At 59.0% G+C, this 26,326-nt stretch carries 23 protein-coding genes; 15 read left to right on the forward strand and 8 right to left on the reverse strand.

Annotation, left to right across the window (positions count from 1 at the left end; translation table 11 throughout):
- Positions 1–42: 42 nt before the first annotated feature.
- Positions 43–900: an SDR family oxidoreductase gene (locus tag KP808_RS10860; RefSeq protein ID WP_230018420.1), complete on the reverse strand. Its 858-nt coding sequence runs from the start codon at positions 898–900 to the stop codon at positions 43–45.
- Between the two features lie 88 nt (positions 901–988).
- Here KP808_RS10860 and KP808_RS10865 point away from each other — a divergent pair, with 88 nt between their 5' ends.
- The 15 genes from KP808_RS10865 (at position 989) to KP808_RS10935 (ending at position 18,786) form a co-directional block, all read left to right on the forward strand.
- Entirely contained in the window at positions 989–1,417 is a 429-nt protein-coding gene (locus KP808_RS10865) for a winged helix-turn-helix transcriptional regulator (protein ID WP_058401139.1), read from the forward strand.
- A 138-nt stretch (positions 1,418–1,555) separates the two neighbouring features.
- The gene (gene mrdA, locus KP808_RS10870; RefSeq protein WP_044322311.1) at positions 1,556–3,445 is read left to right on the forward strand and encodes a penicillin-binding protein 2; all 1,890 of its coding nucleotides are present in this window, start codon (positions 1,556–1,558) and stop codon (positions 3,443–3,445) included.
- 151 nt (positions 3,446–3,596) lie between these two features.
- Positions 3,597–5,315: a ubiquinone-dependent pyruvate dehydrogenase gene (gene poxB / locus KP808_RS10875; RefSeq protein WP_058401140.1), complete on the forward strand. Its 1,719-nt coding sequence runs from the start codon at positions 3,597–3,599 to the stop codon at positions 5,313–5,315.
- Positions 5,316–5,747: 432 nt separating this feature from the next.
- Complete coding sequence (locus tag KP808_RS10880; protein ID WP_058401164.1) at positions 5,748–7,664, forward strand: methyl-accepting chemotaxis protein; 1,917 nt, start codon at positions 5,748–5,750, stop codon at positions 7,662–7,664.
- A gap of 646 nt (positions 7,665–8,310) precedes the next feature.
- Complete coding sequence (locus KP808_RS10885) at positions 8,311–9,450, forward strand: hypothetical protein (RefSeq protein WP_058401141.1); 1,140 nt, start codon at positions 8,311–8,313, stop codon at positions 9,448–9,450.
- A 197-nt stretch (positions 9,451–9,647) separates the two neighbouring features.
- A complete protein-coding gene (locus tag KP808_RS10890) occupies positions 9,648–10,841 on the forward strand; it encodes a glycerophosphodiester phosphodiesterase (protein WP_227449353.1) in 1,194 nt (397 codons plus the stop codon).
- A 291-nt stretch (positions 10,842–11,132) separates the two neighbouring features.
- Entirely contained in the window at positions 11,133–11,960 is an 828-nt protein-coding gene (locus tag KP808_RS10895) for an energy transducer TonB (RefSeq protein ID WP_058408434.1), read from the forward strand.
- A gap of 11 nt (positions 11,961–11,971) precedes the next feature.
- Positions 11,972–12,658, forward strand: coding sequence for a MotA/TolQ/ExbB proton channel family protein (locus tag KP808_RS10900; protein WP_058401143.1), 687 nt, complete (start codon positions 11,972–11,974; stop codon positions 12,656–12,658).
- A gap of 1 nt (position 12,659) precedes the next feature.
- Positions 12,660–13,064 carry an ExbD/TolR family protein gene (locus KP808_RS10905; protein ID WP_058401144.1) on the forward strand — a complete coding sequence of 135 codons (405 nt, stop codon included), beginning with the start codon at positions 12,660–12,662 and terminating at the stop codon, positions 13,062–13,064.
- A gap of 71 nt (positions 13,065–13,135) precedes the next feature.
- The gene (locus tag KP808_RS10910) at positions 13,136–15,436 is read left to right on the forward strand and encodes a TonB-dependent receptor (RefSeq protein ID WP_058401145.1); all 2,301 of its coding nucleotides are present in this window, start codon (positions 13,136–13,138) and stop codon (positions 15,434–15,436) included.
- A 39-nt stretch (positions 15,437–15,475) separates the two neighbouring features.
- Positions 15,476–15,871, forward strand: coding sequence for a type IV pilus modification PilV family protein (locus KP808_RS10915; RefSeq protein WP_057430691.1), 396 nt, complete (start codon positions 15,476–15,478; stop codon positions 15,869–15,871).
- A gap of 23 nt (positions 15,872–15,894) precedes the next feature.
- Positions 15,895–16,617: a type II secretion system minor pseudopilin gene (locus KP808_RS10920; RefSeq protein ID WP_058408433.1), complete on the forward strand. Its 723-nt coding sequence runs from the start codon at positions 15,895–15,897 to the stop codon at positions 16,615–16,617.
- A 557-nt stretch (positions 16,618–17,174) separates the two neighbouring features.
- A complete protein-coding gene (locus tag KP808_RS10925; RefSeq protein WP_058408432.1) occupies positions 17,175–17,492 on the forward strand; it encodes a hypothetical protein in 318 nt (105 codons plus the stop codon).
- Positions 17,493–17,716: 224 nt separating this feature from the next.
- The gene (locus KP808_RS10930; protein ID WP_058408431.1) at positions 17,717–18,235 is read left to right on the forward strand and encodes a chalcone isomerase family protein; all 519 of its coding nucleotides are present in this window, start codon (positions 17,717–17,719) and stop codon (positions 18,233–18,235) included.
- 17 nt (positions 18,236–18,252) lie between these two features.
- Entirely contained in the window at positions 18,253–18,786 is a 534-nt protein-coding gene (locus KP808_RS10935) for a DUF3833 domain-containing protein (protein ID WP_005783065.1), read from the forward strand.
- Positions 18,787–18,828: 42 nt separating this feature from the next.
- Here KP808_RS10935 and moaA read toward each other — a convergent pair whose 3' ends face one another.
- The 7 genes from moaA to KP808_RS10970 all read right to left on the reverse strand — a co-directional run bounded on the left by moaA (position 18,829) and on the right by KP808_RS10970 (position 26,323).
- Positions 18,829–19,827, reverse strand: coding sequence for a GTP 3',8-cyclase MoaA (moaA, locus tag KP808_RS10940; RefSeq protein WP_058401150.1), 999 nt, complete (start codon positions 19,825–19,827; stop codon positions 18,829–18,831).
- Positions 19,828–20,106: 279 nt separating this feature from the next.
- Positions 20,107–21,453 (reverse strand): cation:proton antiporter, encoded by a 1,347-nt coding sequence (locus tag KP808_RS10945; RefSeq protein ID WP_058401151.1) that lies wholly within the window; start codon positions 21,451–21,453, stop codon positions 20,107–20,109.
- A 149-nt stretch (positions 21,454–21,602) separates the two neighbouring features.
- Entirely contained in the window at positions 21,603–22,655 is a 1,053-nt protein-coding gene (locus tag KP808_RS10950; RefSeq protein ID WP_058401152.1) for an ABC transporter substrate-binding protein, read from the reverse strand.
- Complete coding sequence (locus tag KP808_RS10955) at positions 22,652–23,836, reverse strand: NAD(P)/FAD-dependent oxidoreductase (RefSeq protein WP_058401153.1); 1,185 nt, start codon at positions 23,834–23,836, stop codon at positions 22,652–22,654. The genes KP808_RS10950 and KP808_RS10955 overlap by 4 nt, the downstream gene beginning before the upstream one ends.
- Positions 23,833–25,224, reverse strand: coding sequence for an FAD/NAD(P)-dependent oxidoreductase (locus KP808_RS10960; RefSeq protein WP_058401154.1), 1,392 nt, complete (start codon positions 25,222–25,224; stop codon positions 23,833–23,835). The genes KP808_RS10955 and KP808_RS10960 overlap by 4 nt, the downstream gene beginning before the upstream one ends.
- Positions 25,221–25,511 carry a (2Fe-2S)-binding protein gene (locus tag KP808_RS10965; protein WP_057403372.1) on the reverse strand — a complete coding sequence of 97 codons (291 nt, stop codon included), beginning with the start codon at positions 25,509–25,511 and terminating at the stop codon, positions 25,221–25,223. The genes KP808_RS10960 and KP808_RS10965 overlap by 4 nt, the downstream gene beginning before the upstream one ends.
- Positions 25,512–25,528: 17 nt before the next feature.
- Complete coding sequence (locus KP808_RS10970) at positions 25,529–26,323, reverse strand: ABC transporter permease (protein WP_058401155.1); 795 nt, start codon at positions 26,321–26,323, stop codon at positions 25,529–25,531.
- Positions 26,324–26,326 lie beyond the last annotated feature (3 nt).

Genomic DNA, 26,326 nt, shown 5'->3' on the forward strand with positions numbered 1-26,326 from the left:
GGACCCTCACGTTTGCAAATCATTCGATCGGGTTTGCCGCGCTTAGCCTTGCAGGGTCTGGGCGATGGTTGCAGAGAGCCTGGTGGTCGGACGGCCGATCAGTGCGCTCAACTGGTGACTGTCATCGAACAGCGCGCCTTTGGCTGCGGCCGCGTCGGAATCAGCCAGCAACTGCGCAACGAAGTCTGGCAAGCCTGCCTGGATCAGCGCGGCTTTGAATTCGGCTTGCGGCAGGTTGACGTAAGGCAGAGTCTTGCCGGCCTGCTTTGAAAGCTCGGCAGCGAACTCAGCAAGTGTGTAGGAATCGTCACCAGCCAGCTCGTACACGCGACCGCTCTGATCCTCGCTGGAGGTCAGCAGCACCGCCGCAGCCTCAGCGTAATCGAGGCGCGACGCCGAACTGATGCGGCCCTCGTCGGCACAGCCCATGACCGCGCCATGGCCCAGCGCGCCGGGAATGCCTGCTGTGTAGTTTTCGGTGTACCAGCCATTGCGCAGCAGGACATAAGGCAGCCCGCTGGCGCGCAGGTAGTCTTCGGTTTCGCGGTGCTCTCTGGCCAGGCCCAGTGCCGAGGCGTCTGCATGCAGAACACTGGTGTAAGCCAGCAGTTTGACCCCGACGCGTTTTGCCGCATCAATCACGGCCTTGTGCTGTGGCAAGCGCTGGCCCACTTCGCTGGAAGAAATCAGCAGCACTTTGTCGGCACCGGCAAACGCGCTGTCCAGCGTCGACGGCTGCGAATAGTCGGCGTGACGCACTTGAATGCCCTTTGCCGAGAGGTCACTGGCCTTTTCCGGGCTGCGGACTGCGGCAATGATCTGCCCGGCAGGTACACGAGTGAGCAGCTGTTCAATGACGATACGGCCAAGCTGGCCAGTGGCACCGGTGACAACGATCATGGAAGGATTCCTTGAATCAGGTTGAAAGGAAGCGCCAGCATAGTCATGATGCTTACCTTTCGTAAGTACGTACAAAAAGGTAAGTGTCATGAGTGAATCTGCCTCGCATCCACAGTCTGAAACGGTCGAGTCCATGCTGGCCTTCGTTCGTCAGGGGCAGGTACTGGCCACCGACTGCCCTTCACGGGTGGTGCTCAACCATGTTTGCAGCCGTTGGGGCGTGCTGGTGCTGGTGGTTTTGCGCGGTGGCATGCATCGTTTCAGCGAGGTGCGGCGCAAAATTGGCGGGGTCAGCGAGAAAATGCTCGCGCAAACCTTGCAGCATCTGGAGCAGGACGGCTTCGTCAGCCGCAAGTCACTGCCGGTGGTGCCGCCGCATGTTCAATACCGGCTGACCCCAATGGGTGAAGAAGTCGCCTTGCAGGTTGAAACACTCGCCACCTGGATCGAGACCAATCTGCCACGCATCATGCAGGCCCGCGAGGCCGCGAACACGGTGCAGACCACGCTTGAATGAGCCGTTTCTGACAGATTTTTCATCCTGCGATTGTCGGCTCAATCGCCTGCAATCAGCCGCTTCTTGGTATGGTGCGCGCCGAAATCTTTATATACACGTTCAGTTGCGCCGTTTGCCCTTCACCGAGAAGCTGTAGAAATGCCCAATCCAATCCCCCTGAAAGACCACGAAAAAGAGACGCGGCTGGTCAATCAGCGCCTGATTGCCTGCGCGGTGCTGGTCGGCCTGCTGGCTGCCTGTCTGGTCGCGCGCATGTATTTCCTGCAAGTCACCGAGTTCGATTACCACTCGACCATTTCCGAAAACAACCGCGTGCATGTGTTGCCGATCCCGCCCGAGCGCGGTTTGATCTTTGACCGCAATGGCGAAGTGCTCGCTGACAATCGCCCCAGTTTCAACCTGACCCTGACCCGTGAGCGCGCCGGTGACTGGCACAAGGTGATCGATGAACTGATGACCCTGCTGGAGTTGCCCGACGAAGACCGGATTCTGTTCGACAAGGAACTGAAACAGGTTCGTCACCCGTTTGAGCCTGCGACCCTGCTGTATGAGCTGACCGAAGAGCAGATCGCCACACTCGCGGTCAATCAGTACCTGCTGCCGGGCGTGGATGTGGCAGCGCAGTTCGTTCGTCACTACCCGCTGGGCGCGCACTTTGCCCATTCGATTGGCTATGTCGGGCGTATCAACGAAAAAGAAGCGTCGCATCTCGACAATGAATATCGCGGCACTCAATCCATCGGCAAGACCGGTATCGAGCGCTTCTACGAATCCGAGCTGCACGGCCACGTAGGCTACGAAGAGGTCGAAACCAACGCCCAGGGCCGCGTGCTGCGGGTGCTCAAACACACTGACCCGGTGCCGGGCAAGAACATCACCCTCACGCTGGACGCGCATTTGCAGGCCGCAGCGGAAAACGCTCTGGGTGATCGACGTGGTTCGGTGGTTGCGCTGGACCCGGAAACCGGCGAAGTGCTGGCGATGGTCAGCAAACCAAGCTTCGACCCCAACCTGTTCGTCACCGGCATCAGCTTCAAGCAGTACGCTGCGCTGCGCGATTCCATTGACCGGCCGCTGTTCAACCGGGTGCTGCGTGGCCTTTACGCACCGGGCTCGACGGTCAAGCCGGAAGTGGCGATTGCCGGTCTCGACAGCGGTGTGGTCACGGCCTCGACCAAGGTCTTCGACCCCGGTTACTTCCAGCTGCCGGACTTTGACCACAAATACCGCAACTGGAACCACAGCGGCGATGGCTGGGTGGACATGGACACGGCGATCATGCGGTCTAATGACACCTACTTCTACACCGTCGCGCACAAGCTCGGCATCGACCGCCTGCACGACTACATGACCATGTTCGGCATCGGCCAAAAGGTCTCGCTGGACATGTTCGAGGAATCGGCCGGGCTGATGCCGTCCCGCGAATGGAAGCGCGCTACACGCCGCCAGGCGTGGTTCCCGGGCGAAACGGTGATTCTCGGTATCGGCCAGGGCTATATGCAGGTCACGCCATTGCAACTGGCTCAGGCAACGTCACTGATTGCCAGCAAAGGCGTCTGGCATCGGCCGCACCTGGCGATGGAAGTAGGCCACGACGTGCCGCTTGATGAGCACCCGATGCCAAACATCGTGCTGCGCGATCCCAACGAATGGAATCAGGTCAACACCGGCATGCAGATGGTCATGCACGACCCGCGCGGCATTGCGCGCGATGCCGCAAAGGGCGCGCAGTACCGTATCGCCGGCAAAAGCGGTACGGCGCAGGTGGTGGCGATCAAGCAGGGTGAGCGTTACAACCGTCTGAAGACGCTGGAGCGTAACCGTGACAACGCCTTGTTCGTCGGCTTCGCGCCGGCCGATCATCCGAAGATCGTGGTGTCGGTGACCATCGAGAACGGCGAAGCGGGCGGTCGAGTCGCGGGCCCTGTGGTCCGGGAAATTCTCGATGCCTGGCTGCTCGACAGCGAGGGCAAGCTCAAACCGCAATACGCAGTCCCTGCCAAGGCGCCGGGCAACCCGCACGCCTGAATTGTTTGCCAAGGCAAACTGTCTGACCGAGCCCTGAACAGGGCTCAGGTTTTCTGAACTGTCGAGAATTCATCGGGTCGACCACAATAGGCGTGGCAGAGCGCTGCGCGCGTTTTACCGAATTCATTATTGCCTCGACAAGGAACCCCTAATGTCCAAGACCATCGCCGACCATCTTGCGCAAACCCTCGCAGCGGCAGGTGTTTCCCACATCTGGGGGGTGTCCGGTGACAGCCTCAACGGCCTGACCGACAGCCTGGAACGTACCGATTCGATTCGCTGGATGCACACCCGTCATGAAGAAGTCGCAGCCTTCGCCGCCGGTGCCCAGGCGGCATCCAGCGGCAAGCTGGCGGTCTGCGCAGGCAGCTGCGGACCGGGCAACCTGCACCTGATCAACGGCCTGTACGACTGCCATCGCAACCGCGTGCCGGTGCTGGCGATTGCTGCGCACATTCCTTCCTCGGAAATCGGCCTGGATTACTTTCAGGAAACTCACCCGCAGGAGCTGTTCAAGGAATGCAGCCACTTCGTCGAACTGGTCAGCAACCCCGAGCAATTCCCGCGTGTGCTGGAGCGTGCCATGCGCGCGGCGATCAGCCAGAAAGGTGTGGCCGTTATCGTCTTGCCCGGCGATGTGGCGCTCAGCGAATCCCCTGATGTAGCTGCGAAATGGATCGAGGCCACGCCGCCCACTGTCGTCCCAGCGGACAACGACTTGCAGTCGATGGCCGACATGCTCAACGACTCGAAAGCCGTGACCTTGCTGTGCGGTGCAGGCTGTGCGGGTGCTCACGAGCAGATCCTCGCACTGGCCGACACGCTGGGCGCTCCCATTGTCCATGCCTTGCGCGGCAAGCAGCACGTTGAGTACGACAACCCGTTCGACGTCGGCATGACCGGTCTGATTGGTTTCAGCTCCGGCTACCACGCCATGCTGTCCTGCGACACGCTGGTGATTCTCGGCAGCAGCTTCCCATATCGGAATTTCTACCCGGAAAAGGCCAACATCATCCAGATCGACCTCGACCCTACGCAGTTGGGTCGCCGTACGCCTGTGGCGCTCGGTCTGGTCGGCGGGGTGCGGGAAACCCTCGACGCATTGCAGCCGAAACTCAAGCCGCACGCCGACCGCCGCTTCCTCGACAAGGCCCTCAAGCACTACGCCAAGGCCCGCGAAGAGCTGGACGAACTGGCCACGCCTACGCCAGACGGTACGCCTATTCACCCGCAGTACCTCACTCGATTGGTCGACGAGCAAGCGGACGCTGATGCGATCTTTACCGTCGATGTCGGCACGCCAACGCTGTGGGCTGCGCGCTACCTGCACATGAACGGCAAACGCAGTCTGCTGGGCTCGTTCAACCACGGTTCGATGGCCAACGCCTTGCCTCAGGCTCTGGGCGCGAAGGCCGAGCACCCTGATCGTCAGGTGGTGGCGTTGTGTGGCGATGGCGGTCTGTCGATGCTGCTGGGCGACCTGCTGAGCATCCGCCAACTGAACCTGCCGATCAAAATGGTGGTGTTCAACAACAGCTCGCTGGGCTTTGTCGACATGGAAATGAAAGCCAGCGGCTATGTGCCGCACGGCACCGACCTGCATGAAACCAACTTCGCCGGTATCGCCTTGGGCGCAGGCATTCTCGGCCTGCGCGTGGAGAACGCCGAAGAGCTGCCTGCAGCGTTGCGCAAGGCGTTCGATCATCCAGGCCCGGTGCTGATCGACGTGGTCACTGCCAAGCAGGAGCTGGGCATCCCGCCGAAAATCAAACTGGCACAGGCCAAAGGCTTCAGCCTGTACATGATGCGCGCGATCATGAGCGGGCGCGGCAGTGAAGTGCTGGAACTGGCCAAGACCAACTTGCGCTAATAATCCGGGCAACGTGACAGGCGGAATCAGAAAAACCGCCTTCCTCTCGCCAGACACTGTGGTCATCTCATTTATAGGTGACCACGTTGTCTGGCGTTATGTTTTGCATCTTGGTTTATTGCCGTTAATGTTAATTGCACTTCTTGTGGATCCAAACTTCCCGCGCATTTTCGAATACTCGTCTTCATTAATCTTGTGGTGTGAATTGTCAAGATAAATAGTTTGGTAAAGCTCGGCTGCCCTCAGCCGAAACAATGGGACGGAAGCAAGACCGGCTAAGGCAGGCTAATTACCGAATCATCTCTGGCTATTAAAAAACGTCGAAAAATACAGAACGTTAGGCCTCGGATCGTCTTTATAGAACGTCTGCACGTCATGAGGTCTGCAATGCTTAGAAATGCTCCTTTGAGTATGAAACTGCTGCTTATTTTAATGTTTCCCCTGCTGGGCTTTCTTGCCTTCGCAGGTATTTTCGTCGCTGATAAAAGCGAGAACCTCAGCGATATGAGGCGCGCAGTGACGGCCACCAGTGCCGCACAGAAGCTCAGCAACGTCGTCACCACCATCCAGCGCGAGCGCGGTGCCAGTGGCGTGTTCCTGGGCAGTGGCGGCAAGTCCATGCAAGACAAATTGAAATCATTTCGTCAGGAAACCGACCAGGCGATGGGCGAGATGCGTGCGCAATCGACGGAGGGAATTCCCGGGCCGGAAAAAGTAAACCGCGCGCTGGATGACCTGATCGCGTTACGCCTCAAAGTCGATGCGCTGGCAATCAACAATACTGAATCCGGCACGCGTTTCACTGACATCATCAAAACGCTCATCGGGTTTACTTATTCGATGGAAGCGAGCATTGAAGACCCGCAAATACTGCGCGCCTTGAGTTCGCTCAATCAGTTCGTGGATATGAAAGAGCGCGCGGGTCGCGAACGGGTGTTGTTGGGCCTGGCTTTCAACCAGAATCGCTTCGACGCAGCGCTGTTATCACGCTTCAGTCGTAACCTTGGAGAGTTCTCCGGTTACTTCGAAGCCTTCCAGCGCTGGTCCCCGGAAGCATTCAAAACCAGGCTGAATGATGTTCTGCAACAACCAGGATCACTTGAAGTTGCCCGCCTGCAACGTCTGGGTTTCGATACACCCCTGGGCGACCCGCTCAACATCAAGCCCGAAGACTGGTTCAACCTTTCCACCAACCGCATAGACCTGATGGCCAGGGTTGAAGCGGAATTGGGTCAGACTGTCGTAGGCCTGGCCACCGATGCACGCAGCGCCGCTCAAAGCAGCCTTTACATAGCGGTTGCCACTGTCATCGTGATGCTGATCGTAGTGTTGTGGCTGGCGTCGGTGATCATCCGCAATATCAAGGTTGCAGTGGTCGACGTGAACCGCACGCTGGTTGCGCTATCCACCCGCGACCTGACCGCCAGAACCCGTTACACCGGTAAAGACGAGTTCGGCGAGATATCACGCAATCTGGACAACATGGCGCAACAGATCAGCGAGGTCATCCGCGAAATCGGCAGCGCTACCTCACAGGTCGCCACCGCCGCCGAGCAGTCTTCTGCGGTGGCGTTGCAGACCAGCCAGAACGTCGCGCAGCAGCGCCTGGGCACCGATCAGGTCGCCACAGCCATCAGCGAGATGAGCGCCACCGTCAAGGACGTTGCGCGCAGCACCACCGACGCGGCCGAGATGTCGCAGCGCGTCAATAACAGTACCGTGCAGGGCAAGACCGAGATCGACAACACCATCGGCCTGATTCAAGGGCTCTCGGTCCAGGCTGAAGAGACTTCACGAATCATTGACGAGCTCAAGGGCGAGAGCAACGCCATTTCCTCGGTGCTCGATGTCATCCGAGGCGTCGCCGACCAGACCAACCTGCTGGCCCTCAACGCAGCCATCGAAGCAGCGCGTGCGGGCGAACAAGGTCGCGGCTTTGCCGTGGTGGCCGACGAAGTGCGCAACCTGGCCAAAAAGACTCAGGACTCCACGGTCAGCATCCAGAACATGATCGCCAACCTGCAGTCCGGCTCCGAACGTGCTGCCGCGTCCATGCAGGAAACCCTGGGCAAGGCGCAAGAGGGCGCCAGCAACGTCGTACGCGCTGGCGAACTGCTGGAAGAAATCGCCGAAGGCATCGCGACCATCAGTGACCGCAACATCCAGGTTGCATCTGCTGCCGAAGAGCAAAGCCTGGTGGCCGAAGAAATCCACCGCAACGTGAATGACATCAACGCGCTGGTCATTCAGGTGAGTGCAGGTGCCGAGCAGACAGCAGTCACGAGTCGTGAACTGGCCAGGCTTGCTGAGCAGCAGCAGGGGCTGGTGGGACGCTTTAAAGTGAGCTGACGATAAGGGGTTTGTTGGGTGTTCAGAGGCCTGGGAGCGTTAGCTCTCGGGCTTTTTTGTAGTGGTCGTCGGGCGGCAGGAATTCGCGTGGCAGTTCTTGTGCGACGGCTTGGCTCGGCATGCTTTCGGGACTCAAAGAATATAAAGTGGACGGTCATCTTTTCGACATAAGTGGGTAATCGACACGCACGCCTACAATTTTAAAAAAAAGTTTATGTTCGACGCTGTTCACTACATGCTGCGCGTCATATTGTTAGTTGCCTGATCATATTAACCATGCCGGTGTTTCGTGCGTTAATGTCCTCAATCTGTCACATCGCTTCCCTACAGTAATATCAAATGTAAGGGAGTATTTTCGACGCGTTAGTTCACTGGCACATTGCCGTGTTCGCGCTGGTGAGTACGTCGGCGTGAGAATGCCCTGACCCTGTTTAGGTCAGAAGCTTTATTGATGCGTTACTTTCCGAGTCCACCCGTTTCGTCTTGATAGTGTGCGGATCCAATGCCCACTGCGAGACTTGGTTTATCCGTCCCACCTGAATAGTGGCTTGCCTATGAACGCGCAGTTTTTGATGGTTGTTCAGTTGATTGCAGGTGTAGGCATGCCGCAACGGATGTCTGACGCATGACGACGTATGGAACAACAATGGCACTGGCGGCGAGCGCCATGCTGAGCGCGAGTCTCGCGTTAGCTGCTTCTGCACCGGCCAGCGACGAGTCAGTCATTGCCGTCATCAAATTCGTGAAGCGTGAAGAAGGTCCTGGCTTGCGCTTTGACCCGGCAAGTTGTGCCACGTGCAGGCTGGTGGCAGACCCTTACTGGAACGCCGACAACCCGCGCGAGACGGTCATAGCGCTGAAAGTACCGCGTTCAAGGACGCTTGAACTGGGTTTCGACGGAGCGGTGGCGAATACCTCGCGCGTGATTCTGGAAAGTGGTGATATACCGTTCAGGCTCGATGGCGGACGTTTGTATGTGGTATTGCCGCCTCTGGCAGTGGATGCGATAACAGCATCCGAGGTCTCTACGCACATCGTTGAGCCGGGCATGGTCCTGCGCTTTGAACATGCCGACCCGGCACGCCGCGCGGGCCTTTACGTGCAGGACTCGTTTCCGTCCGTTCAGCGTGCTGCAGCCAACGTGCTGGAGTTCGCGCAGCGCGAGGCGGTACGTGATCTTGGGCTTGGCCAATACGTGCAAAGCCAGGGGCTGGGCAAAATCCAGATCATGGGCTTCGACACCAATGCCCCACACGGCCATGAAGATGCACCGCCCCATATGCACATGCACCTGCGCTGGCCCGCGAACACCGGCACGCAAATCGCTCACTACTACATCGGCACGGACGGTTTGCTGCTGCATAACATCGTGGGCGTGAAAGGTATCGATACCCCGGAAAGGCGCTTTGAGCGCGGCGAGTCATTTACCACGGTCGGCCCTGATGGTCGTCCGGTCTACACCCATCGCATCACGCCACAAGGCGCGCTGCAGATCGCTCGTCCGGATGGTGCAATGTGCCTGATCGAACCCGCCGGGGCAGAGGGGCAAGGCTTTGCGGGTGGCGCCAGCGTGACCTGTTCCACTGGGACCAAACGCATCGTCAACGTCGATGACGACCTGCACAGAGGTCGATTGAAAGTCAGCATCGACAGCATCGAGGAGATCTTCTACTACGACCCTGATACCGGCGCTCTGCTGTCCCCCACGCAAGCACCTCCCGCACCACCTTCGGTGTATGTGCAAGGGGTGTCAGTAAAGGACTGGTCATCGGAGCCATCTGACTAGGCTCCGGTAAACAAAGTGGCTGCACGCGTGAAGTTGTATTAACGAAATGTCACGCGGTAGCTCGAGCAAAATGACCATTTAAAGTCTGTTAAAGCCAGAAGAGTCGAGCACGACTCCGCCCGTTCCTTGCCTTTTTTTTGTCTTGCCTTCGCCCGTACAGCAGTTAATTCCATTCTGACCTTATGGGAGTCAACATTATGTTTTGCTTACCGAAAATAGTTCTACTGTGCACGGCGGTATTGATAGTAGCGCCCTCTATTGCATTGGCAGAGTACAACACTGACAAGATCGGCGGGATACTCAAAGATGCCCATAATGACCTTACGATTGTCTGCGCGCACCGGGGGCTGCACGGCACCGCCATCGGTACCAACTCTCACCCCGACTGGTTGCGTGATGTGCCTGAGAACTCGATTGCCTCCATTGAGCAGGCTGCCTCCAATGGAATCGAGTGTTCGGAAATCGATCTTCAGCTGGACCGGGCCGGGAATGTAATCGTCCTGCATGATACCAACCTCGGTCGGACCACCAATGCTTACACGACCGCGAATTCGACTGAATATGACCCTTACGGTCATGGCGGCTATAACCCGAACCTGTCGAATTACTTTGGAAACACCCTGAATCTTTCGCTTCGGCATCCCTCCTTGAATGGCTACAGCAACCAGAAACTGCCGTCTTTCGATGCCATTCTGGACGCGATCAAGCGCGACAAGATCGCGATGATCCTGTTGCTTGACGTCAAGAACATCGACGCGGCGAAAAAAGCCTGGCAGAGCGTGAAGACTCACAGTAACTGGTGGGGAACACCGGCCGAGCGTTGGGTGTACTTCAAAATGCCTGTCAACTCGATTGGCATGAACGCTGCCAGCTTCGAATCCAAAGGGATCATGAATGCCCAGAGCGAAGCTGGCCGTTTTCGCCTGATTCCGGTGTTCGGTGCAGACTTTATCGACACCAGCGGCGGGGCGGCCAATTCGCTGTTGAACTGGCAAAGCTATTACAACAAGGATTATGTCTATGCGACCGAGGTGCGCCTCAAGGAATATGACAGCACGCTCAGATTCCCGCTCAACAACATCATGAACAGCTACTATGCGATGAGAACCCAGCACGATGTAAAAACCATGGGTGCCTATCAGCCTGTGGCGGAAACCAAATACTATAGCTTCTTTGCCGCGGATGGCCATTGCTGTACGGAACCCAAGTACTGGCTCTGGAAGTCCCAGAAGGGCTATGGGCAGGAGACAGGCGACAACCGGACAAGCCTCAACTGGATCATGAACACCGCAGGCAAGAGTTTCAGCTACATCATTACCGACGATCCTGTTACCGCCGTGTCGGCGCTCAGAAATGATGGCCGTCGAAATACCAGCCTGATTTCAAACTGATTATTTAATGACGGTCTTGTTAACGAACATTTTTATCGCGCCGGCCGGACGCGCATGCCGTGTCCGGCCGACAGCGAGGGCGACACTCGTTTCGAAACATGCTCACACTAGATAGTGTGCTATCTAACGATTTTCCTGAAACGCAACATGAAATAATCTTACTGTTGTTTCGTCAACTAACTTCCCTCTCGTCACAATAAGTACATATAGAAAAGCGTAGCATCGGCACGCTTTTTAAAACCTTTTGAAAGCGGCGCGCCGTTATTTATTTCGTCCCGGATTGGTGATGTCATGCCCGCGTTACTTCTATCTCGTCGTCCGCCACAACCCTGTCGCGACGATCTGCTGCCCATGTTGCCAGCAGGCAGGTTCGATGCCCCGGCGGTGCCGTTACCGGCAATCGCTGTGCCGCGCATTGGCGTGGGTCATGTTGCCTTGGCATGCGTTATTGCACTGGCTGTCCATGCTGCGGGTTTTCTCTGGTTTCGCAACAGTGCGCCCGCGCAACCGTTACCGCCGATAACCCGGCCCATGCCAATCGCGATGCAAATGGTCGCCAGGCCCACGCCGCCTGCTCCAGCAACGCCCGCCGCAGCGGCTCCTGCGGTTGAGCAACCCACGGCACCGCCACCCGTTATACCGGCAGAGCCAGCCAAACCCCTGGCCGCCGCACCCAAGCCTGAGACACCACGTCCGCAGCCTGCCAAGCCACAGGCCAAGCCACAACAAAAAGCACAGCAACAGGTAGCCGAGAGGCAAGTGCCTGCTGCTGCGCCCCAATCGATACCGGCACAGCAGCCCATGCCTGCACCGCCAGCCAGCAGCGAACCGCCTGCCACGGCACCCATCGGCCGCGCCGGTTATCTGAACAATCCGCCACCCGTGTATCCGCCTGCGGCCGCCAAACGCCATCAGCAAGGCACCACACTGCTGCGCGTGCATGTGCTGGCCAGCGGTCGTCCGGACCAGATTGAGGTGGCTCAGTCCAGTGGTTTTTCGGCGCTGGACGATGCGGCCAAGGCGGCCGTTCGACAGTGGTCATTCACTCCTGCCAAGCGCGGCAACAGCCCGGTCGATGGCTGGGTCAACGTTCCGCTTGCCTTCACGCTCGCTCCTTGAGGCGCCTTACCATGACAATCGATTATTCAACACTGATTCAGCAAAGCTCCATGGGCATCCTGCTGTTGTTCTCATTGGCAACCTGGGCTGTGCTGCTGCTCAAAGCCTGGCAGCAGGGGAGGCTGAAAAACCAGAACAAGCGCTACACGCAGGCCTTCTGGGCAGCTCAGGATTTCGACGCAGCGCTGCACAGCGGTCCGCAGAAAAGCCAGTTGGCACGTCTTGCGCAAGTGACCACGCAAGCGCTTTCCGGCGGTCAGGACGGTCACGAACCGGCTGACAGCTGGAGCCGCCAGGAGCTGCTGGAGCGTAGCCTGCATCAACAGATTCACTCTGAGCGACGCAACCTTGAAAGCGGCATGATCGTGCTCGCCTCAATCGGCAGCACGGCTCCTTTTATCGGCCTGTTCGGTACGGTGTTCGGCATCATCCATGCCCTTCAGGCCATCAGTACCGCCAAGTCAGCGAGCATTGCCGTGGTCGCCGGGCCAATCGGCGAGGCCTTGATCGCCACAGGTATCGGCATTGCCGTGGCAGTACCGGCGGTACTTGCCTACAACTTTTTCAACCGCCGTCTGAAGCTCATGGTGGCCGATCTGGACGCCTTTGCAATCGATCTGCTGAACCGCGCCCAGCGCCATGCCTTCAGATTGAAAGGCGAGCGCGACGGTACTCGCAGCCTCAGCGGGGTTGCTTGAAATGGCCTTCTCCTCAAGCCAGGGCGACGACGCGATCAGCGATATCAACATTACGCCTCTGGTCGACGTGATGCTGGTGCTGCTGGTGGTGTTTATCGTGACCGCACCGTTATTGACCAATGCCATACCGCTTGATTTGCCGCAGACAGCGGCCACCGCGCCGCTGGACGACGCCAAACCAGTGGCCATCAGCATTGACGCCAAAGGCGGTTTGTTTGTCGACGACCAGCCTGTAGCCGAAGAGCAATTACCGGACGCCCTGCAGAATCTGCATACCAATGACCCCGACGTGGCGCTGACCCTGCGTGCCGACACGGCAACTGACTACGGACGCGTTGCCAGGGTTCTCGCCGATGTGCAGCGATCCGGCATAACGCGCCTGGCGGTAATCACCGAAAGCCCTTGATTCCGGCAATTCCGATTAATAGGCGCAGGGCCAGAGCCTGCCGACTTCTTACGCCTTCAGGAAACGTTTTCATGATCATGCTATCGACTACGCGTGCGTCACGTTTTCCCCTTCAACGACTGGTGTTACTGATCGGACTGCATGCACTTAGCCTGACGAGCTATGCGCAGGACAGCGCGACGCCGACAGACCCGGCGCAGGAGCCTGCCACCGGCGCAGCCGATACCACGCTCGGTACCGTTTCAGTGATTGGCCAAGGGGAAACGCGCCAGGTACAGCGTGTCGATGAAAAGGACATCAAGGCCTATTCAGCGGGCACCAACCCGATGAAGGTGCTCCAGCGTCTTGCCGGGGTAAGCTTTCAAGCCGGCGACCCGCTCGGGCGTGAAGAAAGCAGTCAGCGCATCAGTCTGCGTGGCTTCGACATGCATCATCTGGGCTACACACTGGATGGTGTGACGCTGGGCAACATGAGTTTCGCCAATTTCAACGGCCTGAGTATCACCCGCGCAATCATCGCGGAAAATATCGCCAAGAGTGAAGTCGCGGCCGGTATCGGTGCGCTGGGCACTGCCTCCAACAGCAACCTGGGCGGCACAATCGCGTTCACCAGTTCAAACCCCGAAAAGGAGTTTGGCGCGCGCCTTTCGCAAACCCTCGGCAGCTATGACACCACGCGCACGTATGTGCGCGTTGATACCGGCGAATACAACGGGCTGGCGGCTTATGTGTCAGGCGAAAAATACGATGCCGATGCCTGGAAAGGTCATGACAATCCGCAGGAATCCGACGCGCTCAACGCCAAGGTCACCTACGATTTCGACGCTAATCACCTGAGCTTCTATCACAGTACCTCAACGCACAACGAGGCCAACCTGCCTGCCATGTCGAGCAGCATGATCAGGCGTCTGGGGTACAACTGGAGTTACTACACGCCGGACTGGACCCGGGCTGTGAACGCCGCCAACGGTATTTTCACCGGCGGTGTCACCCGTGCAGCAGACGCGACCTATAACGGCAGCAGTTTGCGTGATGATGAACTGGACATCCTCAGTGGCAACTTTTCCCTCAGCGATGATCTGCTGCTGGATGCCACGGTTTATCACCACCACGACTCGGGGCGGGGCAACTCTTACTATCCATTCGTGTACACCAGTGGCAGCACGACCGTACCTACCAACTCCATTCGCAGCACGGTCTACGGTATCAACCGCTCGGGCTTCCAGACCTCGCTGACTTACTTTCTGGGTCAGCACGAAATTCAGGGTGGGTTCTGGATTCAGTCGAACAAGAATGACGTCTCCCGCTACCTGTTCGACCCGACCGGCACGGCACCGCAGAATCACATCGTGAGAACCAAGGGTTTGCCGCAGGTCGCGACCATTCTTTCTCAGGATTACAACGACCTGACTCGGCAATTCTATCTGCGCGACAGCTACACCTTGCTCGACGACCGCCTGAAACTCGAGTTCGGTGCCAAGAACACAGTCACTACCTCGACGGTGGAAGGCAAGGGTGGCGGTTACGCCAGTGGTTCGCTGGAGGCGCGAGACCGTTTCCTGCCGCAACTGGGGGCGACCTACAAGCTTGATGATCAGGATGAGGTGTTTACCTCCTACTCGGAAAACGTCGCCGCCTTCCCCAGTGGCGGCTACGGCCCGTTTTTCACCACTCAGACGGCAGTCGACGCGGCAGGCGGGTTCAAGAACCTCAAACCGGAAACCTCAAAGACGGTTGAAGTGGGTGTGCGTCGCAGCAACGCGCTTTATTCAACCTCGGCCGCGGTCTACAACACCCGGTTCGACAACCGCCTGGTGGCTATTACCAATTGCACCGGGATCGTGATCTGCCAGAACAGCGTAGCCAACGTCGGCTCGGTGACCAGCCGAGGCCTGGAACTGACCTTCGCACTGACCCCGGACGAGAACTGGAGCTGGTCCAACACGGCGTCCTATAACCACAGCACCTACGACGATGATTATCAGAGCGGTACCAGCGAGGTGCATGTCAAAGGCAAGACGGTCGTCGACACGCCCAGGCTGATGTATTCAAGCAGTCTGGACTGGCATTGGCAGCAATGGAACGCGGGCCTGCAGGGCAGCTACATGAGCAAGCGTTATTACACCTACACCAACGACTCGAGCGTTGCAGGCTATTGGCTGGCCAACACCACGCTGGGCTACGACTTCGGCAAGTTGGGCGCGGTCAAGGACACCACCTTGTCGCTGAACGTAGTGAACCTGTTCGACAAGCGCTACATCTCGACTATCAACACGGACGCCAGTGCTGCGAGTGATCCCACTGGCGACTTGCAGATACTTCAGATAGGCAACCCGCGCAGTGCGTTCGTGACCATGGCGGTTCGCCTTTAACGCATCGTCCTGGAGGGCCCGCCCCCGAGGCTGAACCGCATGTGTGAGAGCCGAGCCGACCCCGCACGCTACCAGCGTGGGTTCACCTTGCTGGAGATGCTTGCCGCATTGACCCTTATGGCCATTTGCAGCACGGTCCTGCTGGTCGCCTTCGGCCAAAGCGTGCATTCCCTGTCGCAGGCCGAGCAGAGCGACCGCCTGACCGAGGCGGCCATGAGCGTGATGGATCAGGAAGCAGCAGGGCCGTTGGCTGACGGTATCCGCCAGGGCAGTCTGGGTGGCGGTATCGACTGGCAACTGAGCGTCGCCCGGCAACCGACACGTCAAGGCCAACTGCGCCTGTTTCGCCTGGACCTGACGGTAAGCGACGCCCGGCATCAGGCGCGTTTCAGTACCTTGAGACTGCGTCCGGCGACTGATCAGGTGCACCTGTGAATCCCCAACTATGGCGTGTGTGCATGATGCAGCAGCGTGGCATTGCATTGCTGGTGGTGCTTTGGGTCATGGCCTTGCTCAGCCTGCTGCTGGGGTCACTGGCCGGCTGGGTGCAACTGGAGAATCGCCAGGCGCTGCATCTTCGCCAGCACAGCCAGGCACTGCTGGCCGCAGAGGCTGGCGTCGAGCTGGCGGTGCAGGCCCTGGCTGACCCTGTGCAGCGCAAAAAGTGGGTCGCCGACGGACGTGAAATAGCCCTGACATTCGACGACACGCAGCTCTACATCAGCCTGCACAGCGAGAACGGCAAGCTCTACCTGAACAACGCTCAAGCGGAAGACTTTTCCCGTCTGGCAATGGCGTGCGGCGCGAGTCAGGCACAAGCCAGTCAAATAGCCAGTGAACTCGAAGTTCGGCGAAATAACGGCCAGCCGCCATTTCGCTTGCTTGAAGAAGTTCGGCAACTGCCGAGCATGACGCAAGCGCTGTACAGCAGGCTGTTGCCTGAAATCACGCTGTGGAGCGGCTTCGACCGACCTGATCCGGCCTTCGCAAGCCCGCTGATGCGCATGGCACTCAATCTGCCAACAGGAAACGCGGTGGGCGTCGATCCTGGGGAGGTGCTGGTGATCGAGAGCCGGGCGCAGAGGGCAGAGGGGTCTATGGCGCGTCTGCAAGTGACGGTGTTGTTGAATTCGATGGAGGGGCGAGGCAAGGCCTATACGGTGTTGCGGTGGGAGGAGTGAGGCGGGATTGCAGGCTGAGCAAGAGCCTTGAACATCCGTAATATCTGCCTGGAGCAGTGACTATTCAGTCAGGTTTTAACGTAACTACAAGCCCCTTATACAATTGTGTAGTGCTATAAAATATTCACTACATAATCGTTGACGTACCCGTTTTCCTTTTGCATTATGCAGCTGTCTCCCCGATCGGGAGCGCTGCAAAAGTGTACTGAACAGGCTCGGCAAGCCGTCGAGATGTTCCCGGATGTAGGCTGCCCACAAGGCAGATTGATGGAGCTGAACTGGCATTTGTCGTCGATATGGGCGAGAAGCTGGCGAAACGTCCTCATGATGCTTGTAATGGATCGATTGCCGATCCTGGGTCAGGTCTTTGGGTTTCGTGACTTCTTCTCTCTACGCTGATGCCGCTGTGTAGCGGCTCTTCATCAAGGCTACCTGCATGTCCTTGAGGGGCTGGAGCGGTATTCGACCAACACTTACGTGTGTTGCATTGATGACGCTCTGGCGCATGAACTTGATGTATCAATTATTGAACAGTCTACGAGCGAAGGAGCATCAACATGAATATCAACAAGCAACCGACTATTGATGAACTGGCTCGTCTGTTTGCAGCATGCAAAGACACGCTGGACAACCACATTGTATGGATTGCCGATTCAGGTGAAGTCCATGTCGACGCCATGTCGCCATTCACCCAGGAAGACGAATTCCGTGACGCTCATCCACAGATGCGCACTGCGCTGAAGATGTTTCGTCGCGGTCAGGGTTATGTCGGCAAAAAAGCGGCGGCCGACTGCACGTATGTGGAAAATACGTTGCAGACGCTGAAAGGCGAATGGCAGAAGAGCCGTCGGCAGGCGCACTCTCAGGTCGCCTGAATTCAAGGTGCGATGAGTATTGAGCCCTGAAGCCTGTTCCCGAACCTGATCGGGAACAGGCTTTTTTATTTTCAGCGCCCGAAAGGGTAATTGCCTTATTGGTTGTACAAAGTGTTTTTGCTGGTATAGATTCCGGCCATGAGTCAGTTATCTGGCTTCTCTCATTCCCGGCCTGCCGATGCTTTCATGGCAGCGCCTGCACCTGACATACACAGAGGTTGCCGATGCGTGCGCCACGATGGCTATGGTTGGTGATGTTGCTCAGCGCTGGCGCTTCGGCGGATTGGCGAGAGGCATTGCCCAATGCCCAGGTTGTCGGTGGCGGTGATCTCAGCTTGTTCGGCTTTCGTGTCTACACGGCCAGGTTGCTTAGCCCCGCCAAGCCCTTTGTAGCGGATGCGCCGCTGGCCCTTGAGCTGACTTACCATCGCGATATTGACCGCGAAGATCTGGTCGATGCCAGTATCGATGAGATCAAGCGTATTTCCGGGTCGAAGGTGAACGAACAGCAACTGGTGCAATGGCGTCAGCAAATGAACCAGTCATTTGTCGATGTTAAGCCGGGCATGAAGATTACCGGGGTTTACCTGCCCGGCCGCGAAGCGCGTTTCTATGTCGGCGACAAACTCCAGCATGTTGTGCCTGACGAGCAGTTCGCCAAGGCTTTCTTTTCTATCTGGCTTGACCCGAAAACCCGTAACCCCGAACTTCGCGAGCAGTTGCTCGGCAGTACCGGCTCATGACCCATCAAGGAGGGCGCATGCTGAGAAAGTGGATGTTGATGTTGTTTGCGGGGCTTGTACTGAGCGGCTGCGGCGGTGTGCCGGTAACCCGTTACAGTCAGGAAGAGCCCAAGCTCGATCTGCGCCAGTACTTCACCGGGCGTGTCGAGGCCTGGGGAATGTTTCAAAAGCGCTCCGGTGAAGTCACCAAGCGCTTTACCGTGGTGATCGACGGGCACAGCGAAGGCGAAGTGCTGGTTATGCACGAGGCCTTCAGCTACAGCGATGGCACCAAACAGGTCCGGGAGTGGCGCTTGCGTCCCGATGGTCCGGGGCGCTGGAAGGGCACGGCAGGTGACGTGGTTGGCGAGGCCTATGGCGAAGTGTCAGGCAACAGCTTCCACTGGAACTATGTGCTCAGGTTGCCGGTGGATGGCACCGAGTATGACGTGAGCCTGGATGACTGGATGTACCTGATCGACAAGCAGACCATGGCCAATCGTTCTTCCATGACCAAACTGGGCGTGGAAGTCGGGCAGATCACTTTGTTCTTTCGCAAGTCGGGCAAATAAACCGCGCCTCATGAGCTGAGGCGTTATCCACCAGGGCGGCTGTCAGCCGCCCGTCATGTTCATGAAGCGCACCACCTGCACGCCATCGTCGTGGGTGAAGTTGTGGCTCCACGGCTTGAGCTGCATGGCGTCGATGATGGCTTTTTCGAGTTTTTCCGGCTGGCCTGGATTGGCGCGCAATACCGCCTTCAAATCCACGGAATGCTCGTTGCCCAGGCACAGCAGCAAGCGACCTTCGACCGTCAGACGCACGCGATTGCAGGTGCCGCAGAAGTTATGGCTGTGCGGTGAGATGAAGCCAATGCGAATGCCCGGCGCTTCGGCCAGACGCCAGTAGCGCGACGGCCCCTGGGTCGAGTCGGTGGAAGGCACCAGCGTGTAACGTTCGGCAATGCGCTCGCGAACCTGATCGCTGGAGTAAAAGGACTCGGCACGGCTGTGCTCGCTGATGATGCCCAGCGGCATTTCTTCGATGAACGAGACATCCAGATTGCGATCGATGGCGAACGCCAGCAGGTCGTTTATCTCGTGATCGTTGCGACCATGCATTACCACGCAGTTGAGCTTGGTATGCACAAAACCTGCGGCATTGGCGGCGTCGATACCGGCAATGACCTTGTGCAGATCACCCGTGCGGGTCAGCTCGCGAAAACGTTGCGGGTCGAGGCTGTCCAGGCTGATGTTCAAACGGGTGACGCCCGCCTTGAACAGCGGGGCGGCCAGTTTGTCCAGTTGTGAACCGTTTGTGGTCATGCACAGTTCGCGCAGGCCGGGCAGGGCGGCGATCTTTTCGCACAAACCCACGACGCCCGAGCGTACCAGTGGCTCACCGCCGGTAAGACGAATTTTACGCGTACCCAGCGCCACGAAGCGCTCGGCTACCTGAAGGATTTCCTCCAGCGACAGAATCTGTTGCCGAGGCAAAAACGTCATCTCTTCGGCCATGCAGTACACGCAGCGGAAATCGCACCGGTCGGTAACCGACATGCGCAAATAATCGACTTTACGTGCAAAGCGGTCCATCAGGACGGGTTCTGACATTTCACCTTCTAAATGATCGAGAGAGCTGTATTCCAGGTTTGGAGGCCAGCGTGCTACAGGGGTTCAGCTCTTTTTGCAGGGTGCAGTATCCGGGCCTCGGCGCAGGCTGGCAAAGTGCCCAAGCCTGCTCACATATTAGCTGCACGCCTCAAGCTTTGCACTGGCGGCCATGCACCTGCTACGTGGCCGCCACGCTACCGAGTCGAAATGCCGCAGTCCAATTGCTTCTTCCAATGCCCTCATCGATCCCCTCTATGGCCCTTTGCCGTAATGAGCCTGTCAATCAGGATTGGCAGCGGCACTGCGCTCGTAGCGTTCCAGTAAAGGCTGGATACTGATGCCGTGTACCAGAATGCTCAGCGCTACGACCGAAAGGGTCATACCAATCACGACATGGCCGACATCGTGTGCCAGACCGTGTGACAAGGCGAAGCACAGGTAATAAAGGCTGCCGATGCCGCGGATGCCGAACCAGCCGACCAGCGCTTTTTGCCTGCCGTTGAGCAGGCGACGGCTGACCAGCAGCCAGACGCTCGCAGGACGAATCACGCAAAACAATGCCAGCCCCAGACCAATCGCGCGCCAATCCCAGTACATCGCCAGCGCCGCGCCCAGCAGGGTGATCAGCAACACTTCCATTGCGCGTTCCACCAGGCTGCCGAACGCGAGCATATCGCCCATCATTACCCCGGCAGCCAGTTGCGAGTCGCTCATGTCTTCGCCCTGCGCTACTGTGCCCTGTTCAAGGGATGCAGTCATATGCCCCAGTACCGGTTGCGCGACATGCTCCGATGGCAGCTCTGAGCGCGTGACACGTACTTCAGCCTGACGCAGCCCGAATCCGGCGGCAAAGACCGAAAGAAAACCGAAGGCTCCCACACCTTGCGCGACCACGTAGGCCAGGGCGATCAATGCCAGCGCCAGAAAGTCATTGGGTGATGTGGTGCTGTCGGCGTTCTTGATGCGCAGAAAGATCATCAGATGGCCAACGCCGCGGCCCATGCCGTAACCAATCAACAAACCGGCCGGCACCGCCCAGATCAAATCCTTGATCAGCCATCCCTGGACCCAGTCGCTCATTGCGCCCCCGGAACTCAGGTACAGCAAGGCAAAGATCACGAATGGAAACGCGGTTCCGTCGTTGAGGCCCGCTTCGCCGGACAGACCAAACCGCAGGCGATCCTGATCCTGGGCGTTATTCACCTGGACCATCCCGGCCAGTACGGGGTCGGTCGGCGACAGCATGGCACCGAGCAGCAACGACACGCCCCAATCCAGGCCGATGATGTAGTGCCCTGCGACCGTCACGCCAGCAATGGTCGCCAGCATCACCGGTCCGGCCAGCCAGTAGGCAGAGTGCCAGGCCTTGCCGCGCAGGGGCAGGCGCAACTTGATGCCCGTCCCGAACAGGGAAAACAGCACCGCCACCTCGGTCAGGCGCTCCAGCCATTCGTAGGATTTTTCGAAATCCAGATTGACGATATCCAGGCCCATCGGCCCGATGCCAAAGCCAAATCCCAGGCACACCGCTGACGTGGTGACTGGCATCCAGCGCAGGTACGAGGACGTGAGCGCCAATAGCATCAAGAGCACGCCAAGCACGCCCATGCAGACAATAAAACTCATAAAGAAAGAACCACCGTTAAATGCGCCCGAAGAAGAGGGCGTAACGGTGGGACTCTCTTGTGCGGTAATAAGTTGAAATAATTTGCCGGGCGGTGATCAGTCGGTGCTTGCCTGTAAATGGCACGGCCTTTCGACCTTGCCGCTTGCGGCTAGCGCTCGATACTGCGGCTCCAGCGTGCGTTCCACTCGGGGCGGATCTGGTTGACTTGATCCCAGTCGATGGTCACCGCTGTTTCCAGGTACTTCTCCATGGCCTCGACCTGCGCGCGCGTCTTCTCGGAGGTCGGGGTTTTCGGGTTTGACGGTATCTGATCGCCGAACTCCAGCGCAGGTGCCTGTGCTTCCGGTGTCAGCAGGTAGGCCGCCAGCTTCTGGGCCAGCTTTGGCTGGTTGTTATTGGCGATTGCACATTCAGCCACGTTCAACACCACGCCGCCTTCCTTGGGCGAGGCGTATTCCACAGGCACGCCCTTGATCTTCAAGGCGGTCACTTGCGTCGGCGTCAGCGGGAACAGCGCGGCTTCGTCGGTCTGTACCATTTCCGAGATCTTCGCCGAACTGGCGATGTATTCCAGCACGTTCGGTCCAATGGTCTTCGGCCAGGCCTTGAAGCCTGGCTCGACGTCTTTCTCGCTGCCGCCCTGGATACGGTTGAACATCAGAAAGCCATGCAGGCCGAAGGTCGAGGAGGCCAGTGACTGGAACACCACTTTGTCCTTGAAGCGTTTGTCGGCCAGGTCCATCCATGAGGTGGGCGCGCCCCAGCCCTTTTCCTTGAACATCCGCGTGTTGTAAGCCAGGCCGGTCACACCCAGGCTGACAGCCGCTGCCTGTTCCTTGATTTTCGCCTTGGCAGGCAGGTCAGCGAGGCTGGCGCTGGGCTGCAGGGTGTCGCACAGGCCCATGGAAATGGCACGGTACATGATGCCGTCATCGAGAAAGATGACGTGCATCTGCGGGTTGTCTTTACTCGCCTGCACCTTGGCAAGGATATCGGCCGAGGTGCCGGGCACGATCACCACCTTGACGTTGTTGGCCTTCTCGAAAGCAGGCAGCACCTGATCGGCGTACAGGCGCTCCATGGTTCCGCCGTTCATGCCCAGGTACAGCGTGGTTTCGGCCTGGGCAGGCAACGACACGAGTGCGGCCGCCAAGGGCAGGCATGACAGGCCGGTGAGGGCGAGACGTTTGGTGCTTTTCATAGGGACGACCTTCCTCTGTGCAATGGGATGACTTTAGTAGCGGGTTCTATCGCAGTGGGTTGGCTAGCTGCCTGGCGGAAGCGGCCGATGGAAAAGGCCTCGAGCGAGATCGTTGAGGCACCGCCGCAGACCCATTCGGCCAGCGCTTCGCCCGCGGCCGGGCCGATCTGAAAGCCTGCCCCGGCAAAGCCGAAGCCGTGCAGCAGGCCTGGTCTTGTCAGGCTCGGGCCCAGCACCGGTTCGCGATCAGGCAGGTAGCCTTCAGTGCCGCTCCAGGTGCGAATGGCCTGGGCACCGGCCAGTGGCGGGTAGAGTTCGACGGCGTTGCGCAGGATGTCGAGCACTGCCGCCTGTCCTGGTCTGGCGTGTGCCGGGCCGAGGGCAAAGCCTTGTCCGCCGCCCAGCACGCAATTGCCGCGTGCTACCTGCCGGGCATAGATGCCGCCGCCTTCGACACCGGTGCTGACGTCCATGAACATCGGCAGTGGTTCTGTCACCAGCATCGCCGGATGCCCTGAATACATCGGCACCGGTTCGTTGAATTGTGCCGCCAGCGCTCCGGCCCAGGCGCCCGCGCAATTAAGCAGCCAGGGGGCTCGCAGTGTCAGGCCGCTGTCGGTCGTGACGATGAAGGCGTTGCCGTCGTGACTGACTTCGCTGACCGGCGCCTGCTCGAATACCTGAGCGCCCGCCCGGCGAGCTGCGCTGGCAAAGGCGGGCGATACCAGACGCGGATTGGCGTGCCCGTCGTCGGCGCACAGCGATGCGCCGACGGCGACATCGCCCGCCCAAGGGTAACGGGCGCGCAGTTGCTCTCGATCCAGCAGTTGCAAATCCAGCCCGAACCCCTGGCTGGCTTCGGCGTAGCTGCGCAGCGCATCCATGTCCAGCTCGCTGCGCGCCAGTTTGAGGTGGCCGGAGCGTTGGTATTCGCCGTCGATACCGATCAGCTCACGCAGGCCGCTCCAGATCTGATGCGCCCGTTGCGACAAGGGCAGTTGCGACAAGGGCCGGCCTTGACGGCGCACACCGCCATAATTGACGCCGCTGGAGTGTGAGCCGCAAAAGTCGCGCTCCAGCAGAGCCACACGCTTGCCCTTCAGTGCGAGCGCCAAGGCTGCCGACGAGCCGACAATGCCGCCGCCGATGACAATCGCATCGCTTTCAATCAGCGTGCTCATGGTTGTGTCTCCGCTGATTGTTTGTCCACGGGCAGCATCCCCAGGCCGAACGGCAGTGGCTTGATCGGAGCCTGGCCGCGTAGACGGCCGACCTGCTCAACTGGCCGGCCGCTCTCGCGGGCGATGATCTCGGCGGCTGCCAGGCCGCACATCCGGCCCTGACAGCGGCCCATACCGACCCGGCACATGGCCTTGACCCGGTTGATCTCCCAATGGCCGTCCTGCACGGTGGTACGAATATCGCCCGCAGAGACTTCTTCACAGCGGCACACCAGCGTGTCATCCGCTACATTGGCAGCCCAGTCTTCGGGGAACGGGAAAGCGGTTTCCAGCCCGTGGCGGAAGCGTTCGATGCGTTGCAGTGCGGTTTGCAGGTCACTGATACGCACGGCGTCGACGGTGACACCGCTGTCTTGCAGCAGCCCGAGCGCGGCCAGTTCTCCGGCCATTTCCGCCGCGTCTGCGCCCATGATTCCAGCACCGTCGCCTGCCAGATACACGTCTGGCACGCTGCTGCGCCCACAGTCATCGCGAATGGGCAGCCACGTTCGGTTAAGCGGGCTCCAACCGAATTCACAGCCGAGCAGGTCGGCCAGTTGTGTCTCGCTGCGCAGCGCATGGGCAAAGGCTACTGCGTCGCAGGCCAAGTGGCCTGACTGGCCGTCGCGTTGCCAGTGAATGCCGTCTACGCGTTTGTCACCGTTGATGCGTGTGAGGTGTGCGCCCTGGTGCACGGGAATGCCATGCGCACTCAGCCACCCGCGGTAATACAGGCCCTTGGCAAGGGTTGCCGGTTGGCCGAGCAGCGCAGGCAGCGCCTTGCATTGGGCTGAAAACGGCGCGCTGTCGAGCACCGCCAGCACGTTCGCGCCAGCCTTGGCATATTGATAGGCGACCAGATACAGCAAGGGGCCGCTGCCGCAAAACACCACGCGTTCGCCAATCGCACAACCTTGATATTTAAGTGCGATCTGCGCTGCACCCAGGCTATACACGCCGGGCAGTGTCCAGCCGGGCACTGGCAGAATGCGGTCGGTGGCACCTGTTGCGACAATCAGTCGGGTGAAATCCAGGGTTGCGACTGTTCCGTTGTGCAGGGTATCGAGTTGATTGCCTTCGACGTTCCACACCAGCGTCTGCGGTCGGTAGTCGATCTGTGTTGTCAGTGCATCGAGTGCCTGATGCAGTGCAACGGCCTTGCCGCTTTCAAAGCCGTAAAGCGCCTTGGCCGGACGCTGGAAGTTCTCTGGCTGGCGACGATAGATCTGCCCGCCGCCGCGCAGACCTTCGTCGATCAGGCAGGCTTTGACACCGTGCTCCAGCAGCGTCTGGGCAGCGCGAATCCCGGCTGGGCCGGCGCCGATAATGGCAACGCGGTCATTGCTCATGGCCGCCGCCCCGGTTCACGAATAATCGCCTGGCCAGCTTCCAGCAGCGTCGAACAGGCACGCACTCGCTGGCCGTCGCCGAGTCTTACCCAGCAGTCCTGGCAGGCGCCCATCATGCAGAACCCGGCGCGCGGCTCGGCACTGAAGTCACTGCCGCGCAGGTGCTCACTGGCGGTCAATACCGCAGTCAGCACGGTGTCGCCCAACAGACCATTGGCCGGTTGCCCATCGAGGGTGAAGGGCAGAACGGGGCGATCATGTTCAGCCAGTCGTTTCAGCAATGCCATGACGTGAAAGCTCCGGATCAGTGTTTGCCGACCAGCACCCGGTCCAGCCCATAGACCCGGTCGAGCAGGATCATGGTGGCGGCGGTGAGGGCGATGACCAGTGCCGATACGGCGGCCATCATCGGGTCGATGGATTCGGTGGCGTAAACGTACATGCGCACCGGCAGGGTCTGGGTAGCAGGCGAGGTGACGAAGATCGACAGCGTGACTTCATCGAAGCTGTTGATGAACGCCAGCAACCAGCCGCCTGCCACGCCGGGCAGGATCATCGGCAGGGTGATCTGCCCAAACAGGGTGAAACGGTTGGCCCCCAATGACTCGGCGGCGTGTTCGGCGCTGCGGTCGATACCGATCGCCGCCGCCAGCACCAGACGCAGTACGTAAGGCGTGATGACCAGCACGTGGGCGAAGATCAGCCAGGTGAAGCTGCCGTTTACGCCCATCAGCGCAAACAGGCGCAGCATCGCCACCCCCAGCACCAGGTGCGGAATGATGATCGGCGAAAGAAACAGCGCATTGAAAAAGTTGCGGCCCGGAAATGTATGGCGGGTGATCGCCAGCGCAGCAGGCACCGCGATCAACGTCGCCAGCGTTGCGGATACAAACGCCAGAATCAGACTGTTGTAGAACGAGTCGATAAAGTCGGCGCGTTCGAACACCGCCCTGAACCAGCGCAGCGAGAAGTCGGTAGTGGGCAGGCTCAGGGTGTTTTCCGGGGTGAAAGCCACCAGGCACACCACCACCAGCGGGGCCATCATGAAGATCACTACCAGCGCATGAAACGATAGGGCCAAAGGACCGTTCTTGGACATGGA

Origin of the sequence: Pseudomonas savastanoi, assembly GCF_020917325.1 — a bacterium.
Taxonomy (GTDB): Bacteria; Pseudomonadota; Gammaproteobacteria; order Pseudomonadales; family Pseudomonadaceae; genus Aquipseudomonas; species Aquipseudomonas amygdali.

Coding starts and splice junctions, on each gene's coding strand:
- KP808_RS10970 (WP_058401155.1), bottom strand. CDS start 26,323: ATGTCCAAGAACGGTCCTTTGGCCCTATCGTTTCATGCGCTGGTAGTG.
- KP808_RS10955 (WP_058401153.1), bottom strand. CDS start 23,836: ATGAGCACGCTGATTGAAAGCGATGCGATTGTCATCGGCGGCGGCATT.
- KP808_RS10860 (WP_230018420.1), bottom strand. CDS start 900: ATGATCGTTGTCACCGGTGCCACTGGCCAGCTTGGCCGTATCGTCATT.
- KP808_RS10910 (WP_058401145.1), top strand. CDS start 13,136: ATGATCATGCTATCGACTACGCGTGCGTCACGTTTTCCCCTTCAACGA.
- KP808_RS10950 (WP_058401152.1), bottom strand. CDS start 22,655: ATGAAAAGCACCAAACGTCTCGCCCTCACCGGCCTGTCATGCCTGCCC.
- KP808_RS10965 (WP_057403372.1), bottom strand. CDS start 25,511: ATGGCATTGCTGAAACGACTGGCTGAACATGATCGCCCCGTTCTGCCC.
- poxB (WP_058401140.1), top strand. CDS start 3,597: ATGTCCAAGACCATCGCCGACCATCTTGCGCAAACCCTCGCAGCGGCA.
- KP808_RS10885 (WP_058401141.1), top strand. CDS start 8,311: ATGGCACTGGCGGCGAGCGCCATGCTGAGCGCGAGTCTCGCGTTAGCT.
- KP808_RS10900 (WP_058401143.1), top strand. CDS start 11,972: ATGACAATCGATTATTCAACACTGATTCAGCAAAGCTCCATGGGCATC.
- KP808_RS10960 (WP_058401154.1), bottom strand. CDS start 25,224: ATGAGCAATGACCGCGTTGCCATTATCGGCGCCGGCCCAGCCGGGATT.
- KP808_RS10920 (WP_058408433.1), top strand. CDS start 15,895: ATGATGCAGCAGCGTGGCATTGCATTGCTGGTGGTGCTTTGGGTCATG.
- KP808_RS10895 (WP_058408434.1), top strand. CDS start 11,133: ATGCCCGCGTTACTTCTATCTCGTCGTCCGCCACAACCCTGTCGCGAC.
- KP808_RS10925 (WP_058408432.1), top strand. CDS start 17,175: ATGAATATCAACAAGCAACCGACTATTGATGAACTGGCTCGTCTGTTT.
- KP808_RS10930 (WP_058408431.1), top strand. CDS start 17,717: ATGCGTGCGCCACGATGGCTATGGTTGGTGATGTTGCTCAGCGCTGGC.
- KP808_RS10865 (WP_058401139.1), top strand. CDS start 989: ATGAGTGAATCTGCCTCGCATCCACAGTCTGAAACGGTCGAGTCCATG.
- KP808_RS10915 (WP_057430691.1), top strand. CDS start 15,476: ATGTGTGAGAGCCGAGCCGACCCCGCACGCTACCAGCGTGGGTTCACC.
- KP808_RS10945 (WP_058401151.1), bottom strand. CDS start 21,453: ATGAGTTTTATTGTCTGCATGGGCGTGCTTGGCGTGCTCTTGATGCTA.
- KP808_RS10880 (WP_058401164.1), top strand. CDS start 5,748: ATGTTTCCCCTGCTGGGCTTTCTTGCCTTCGCAGGTATTTTCGTCGCT.
- KP808_RS10935 (WP_005783065.1), top strand. CDS start 18,253: ATGCTGAGAAAGTGGATGTTGATGTTGTTTGCGGGGCTTGTACTGAGC.
- mrdA (WP_044322311.1), top strand. CDS start 1,556: ATGCCCAATCCAATCCCCCTGAAAGACCACGAAAAAGAGACGCGGCTG.
- KP808_RS10905 (WP_058401144.1), top strand. CDS start 12,660: ATGGCCTTCTCCTCAAGCCAGGGCGACGACGCGATCAGCGATATCAAC.
- KP808_RS10890 (WP_227449353.1), top strand. CDS start 9,648: ATGTTTTGCTTACCGAAAATAGTTCTACTGTGCACGGCGGTATTGATA.
- moaA (WP_058401150.1), bottom strand. CDS start 19,827: ATGTCAGAACCCGTCCTGATGGACCGCTTTGCACGTAAAGTCGATTAT.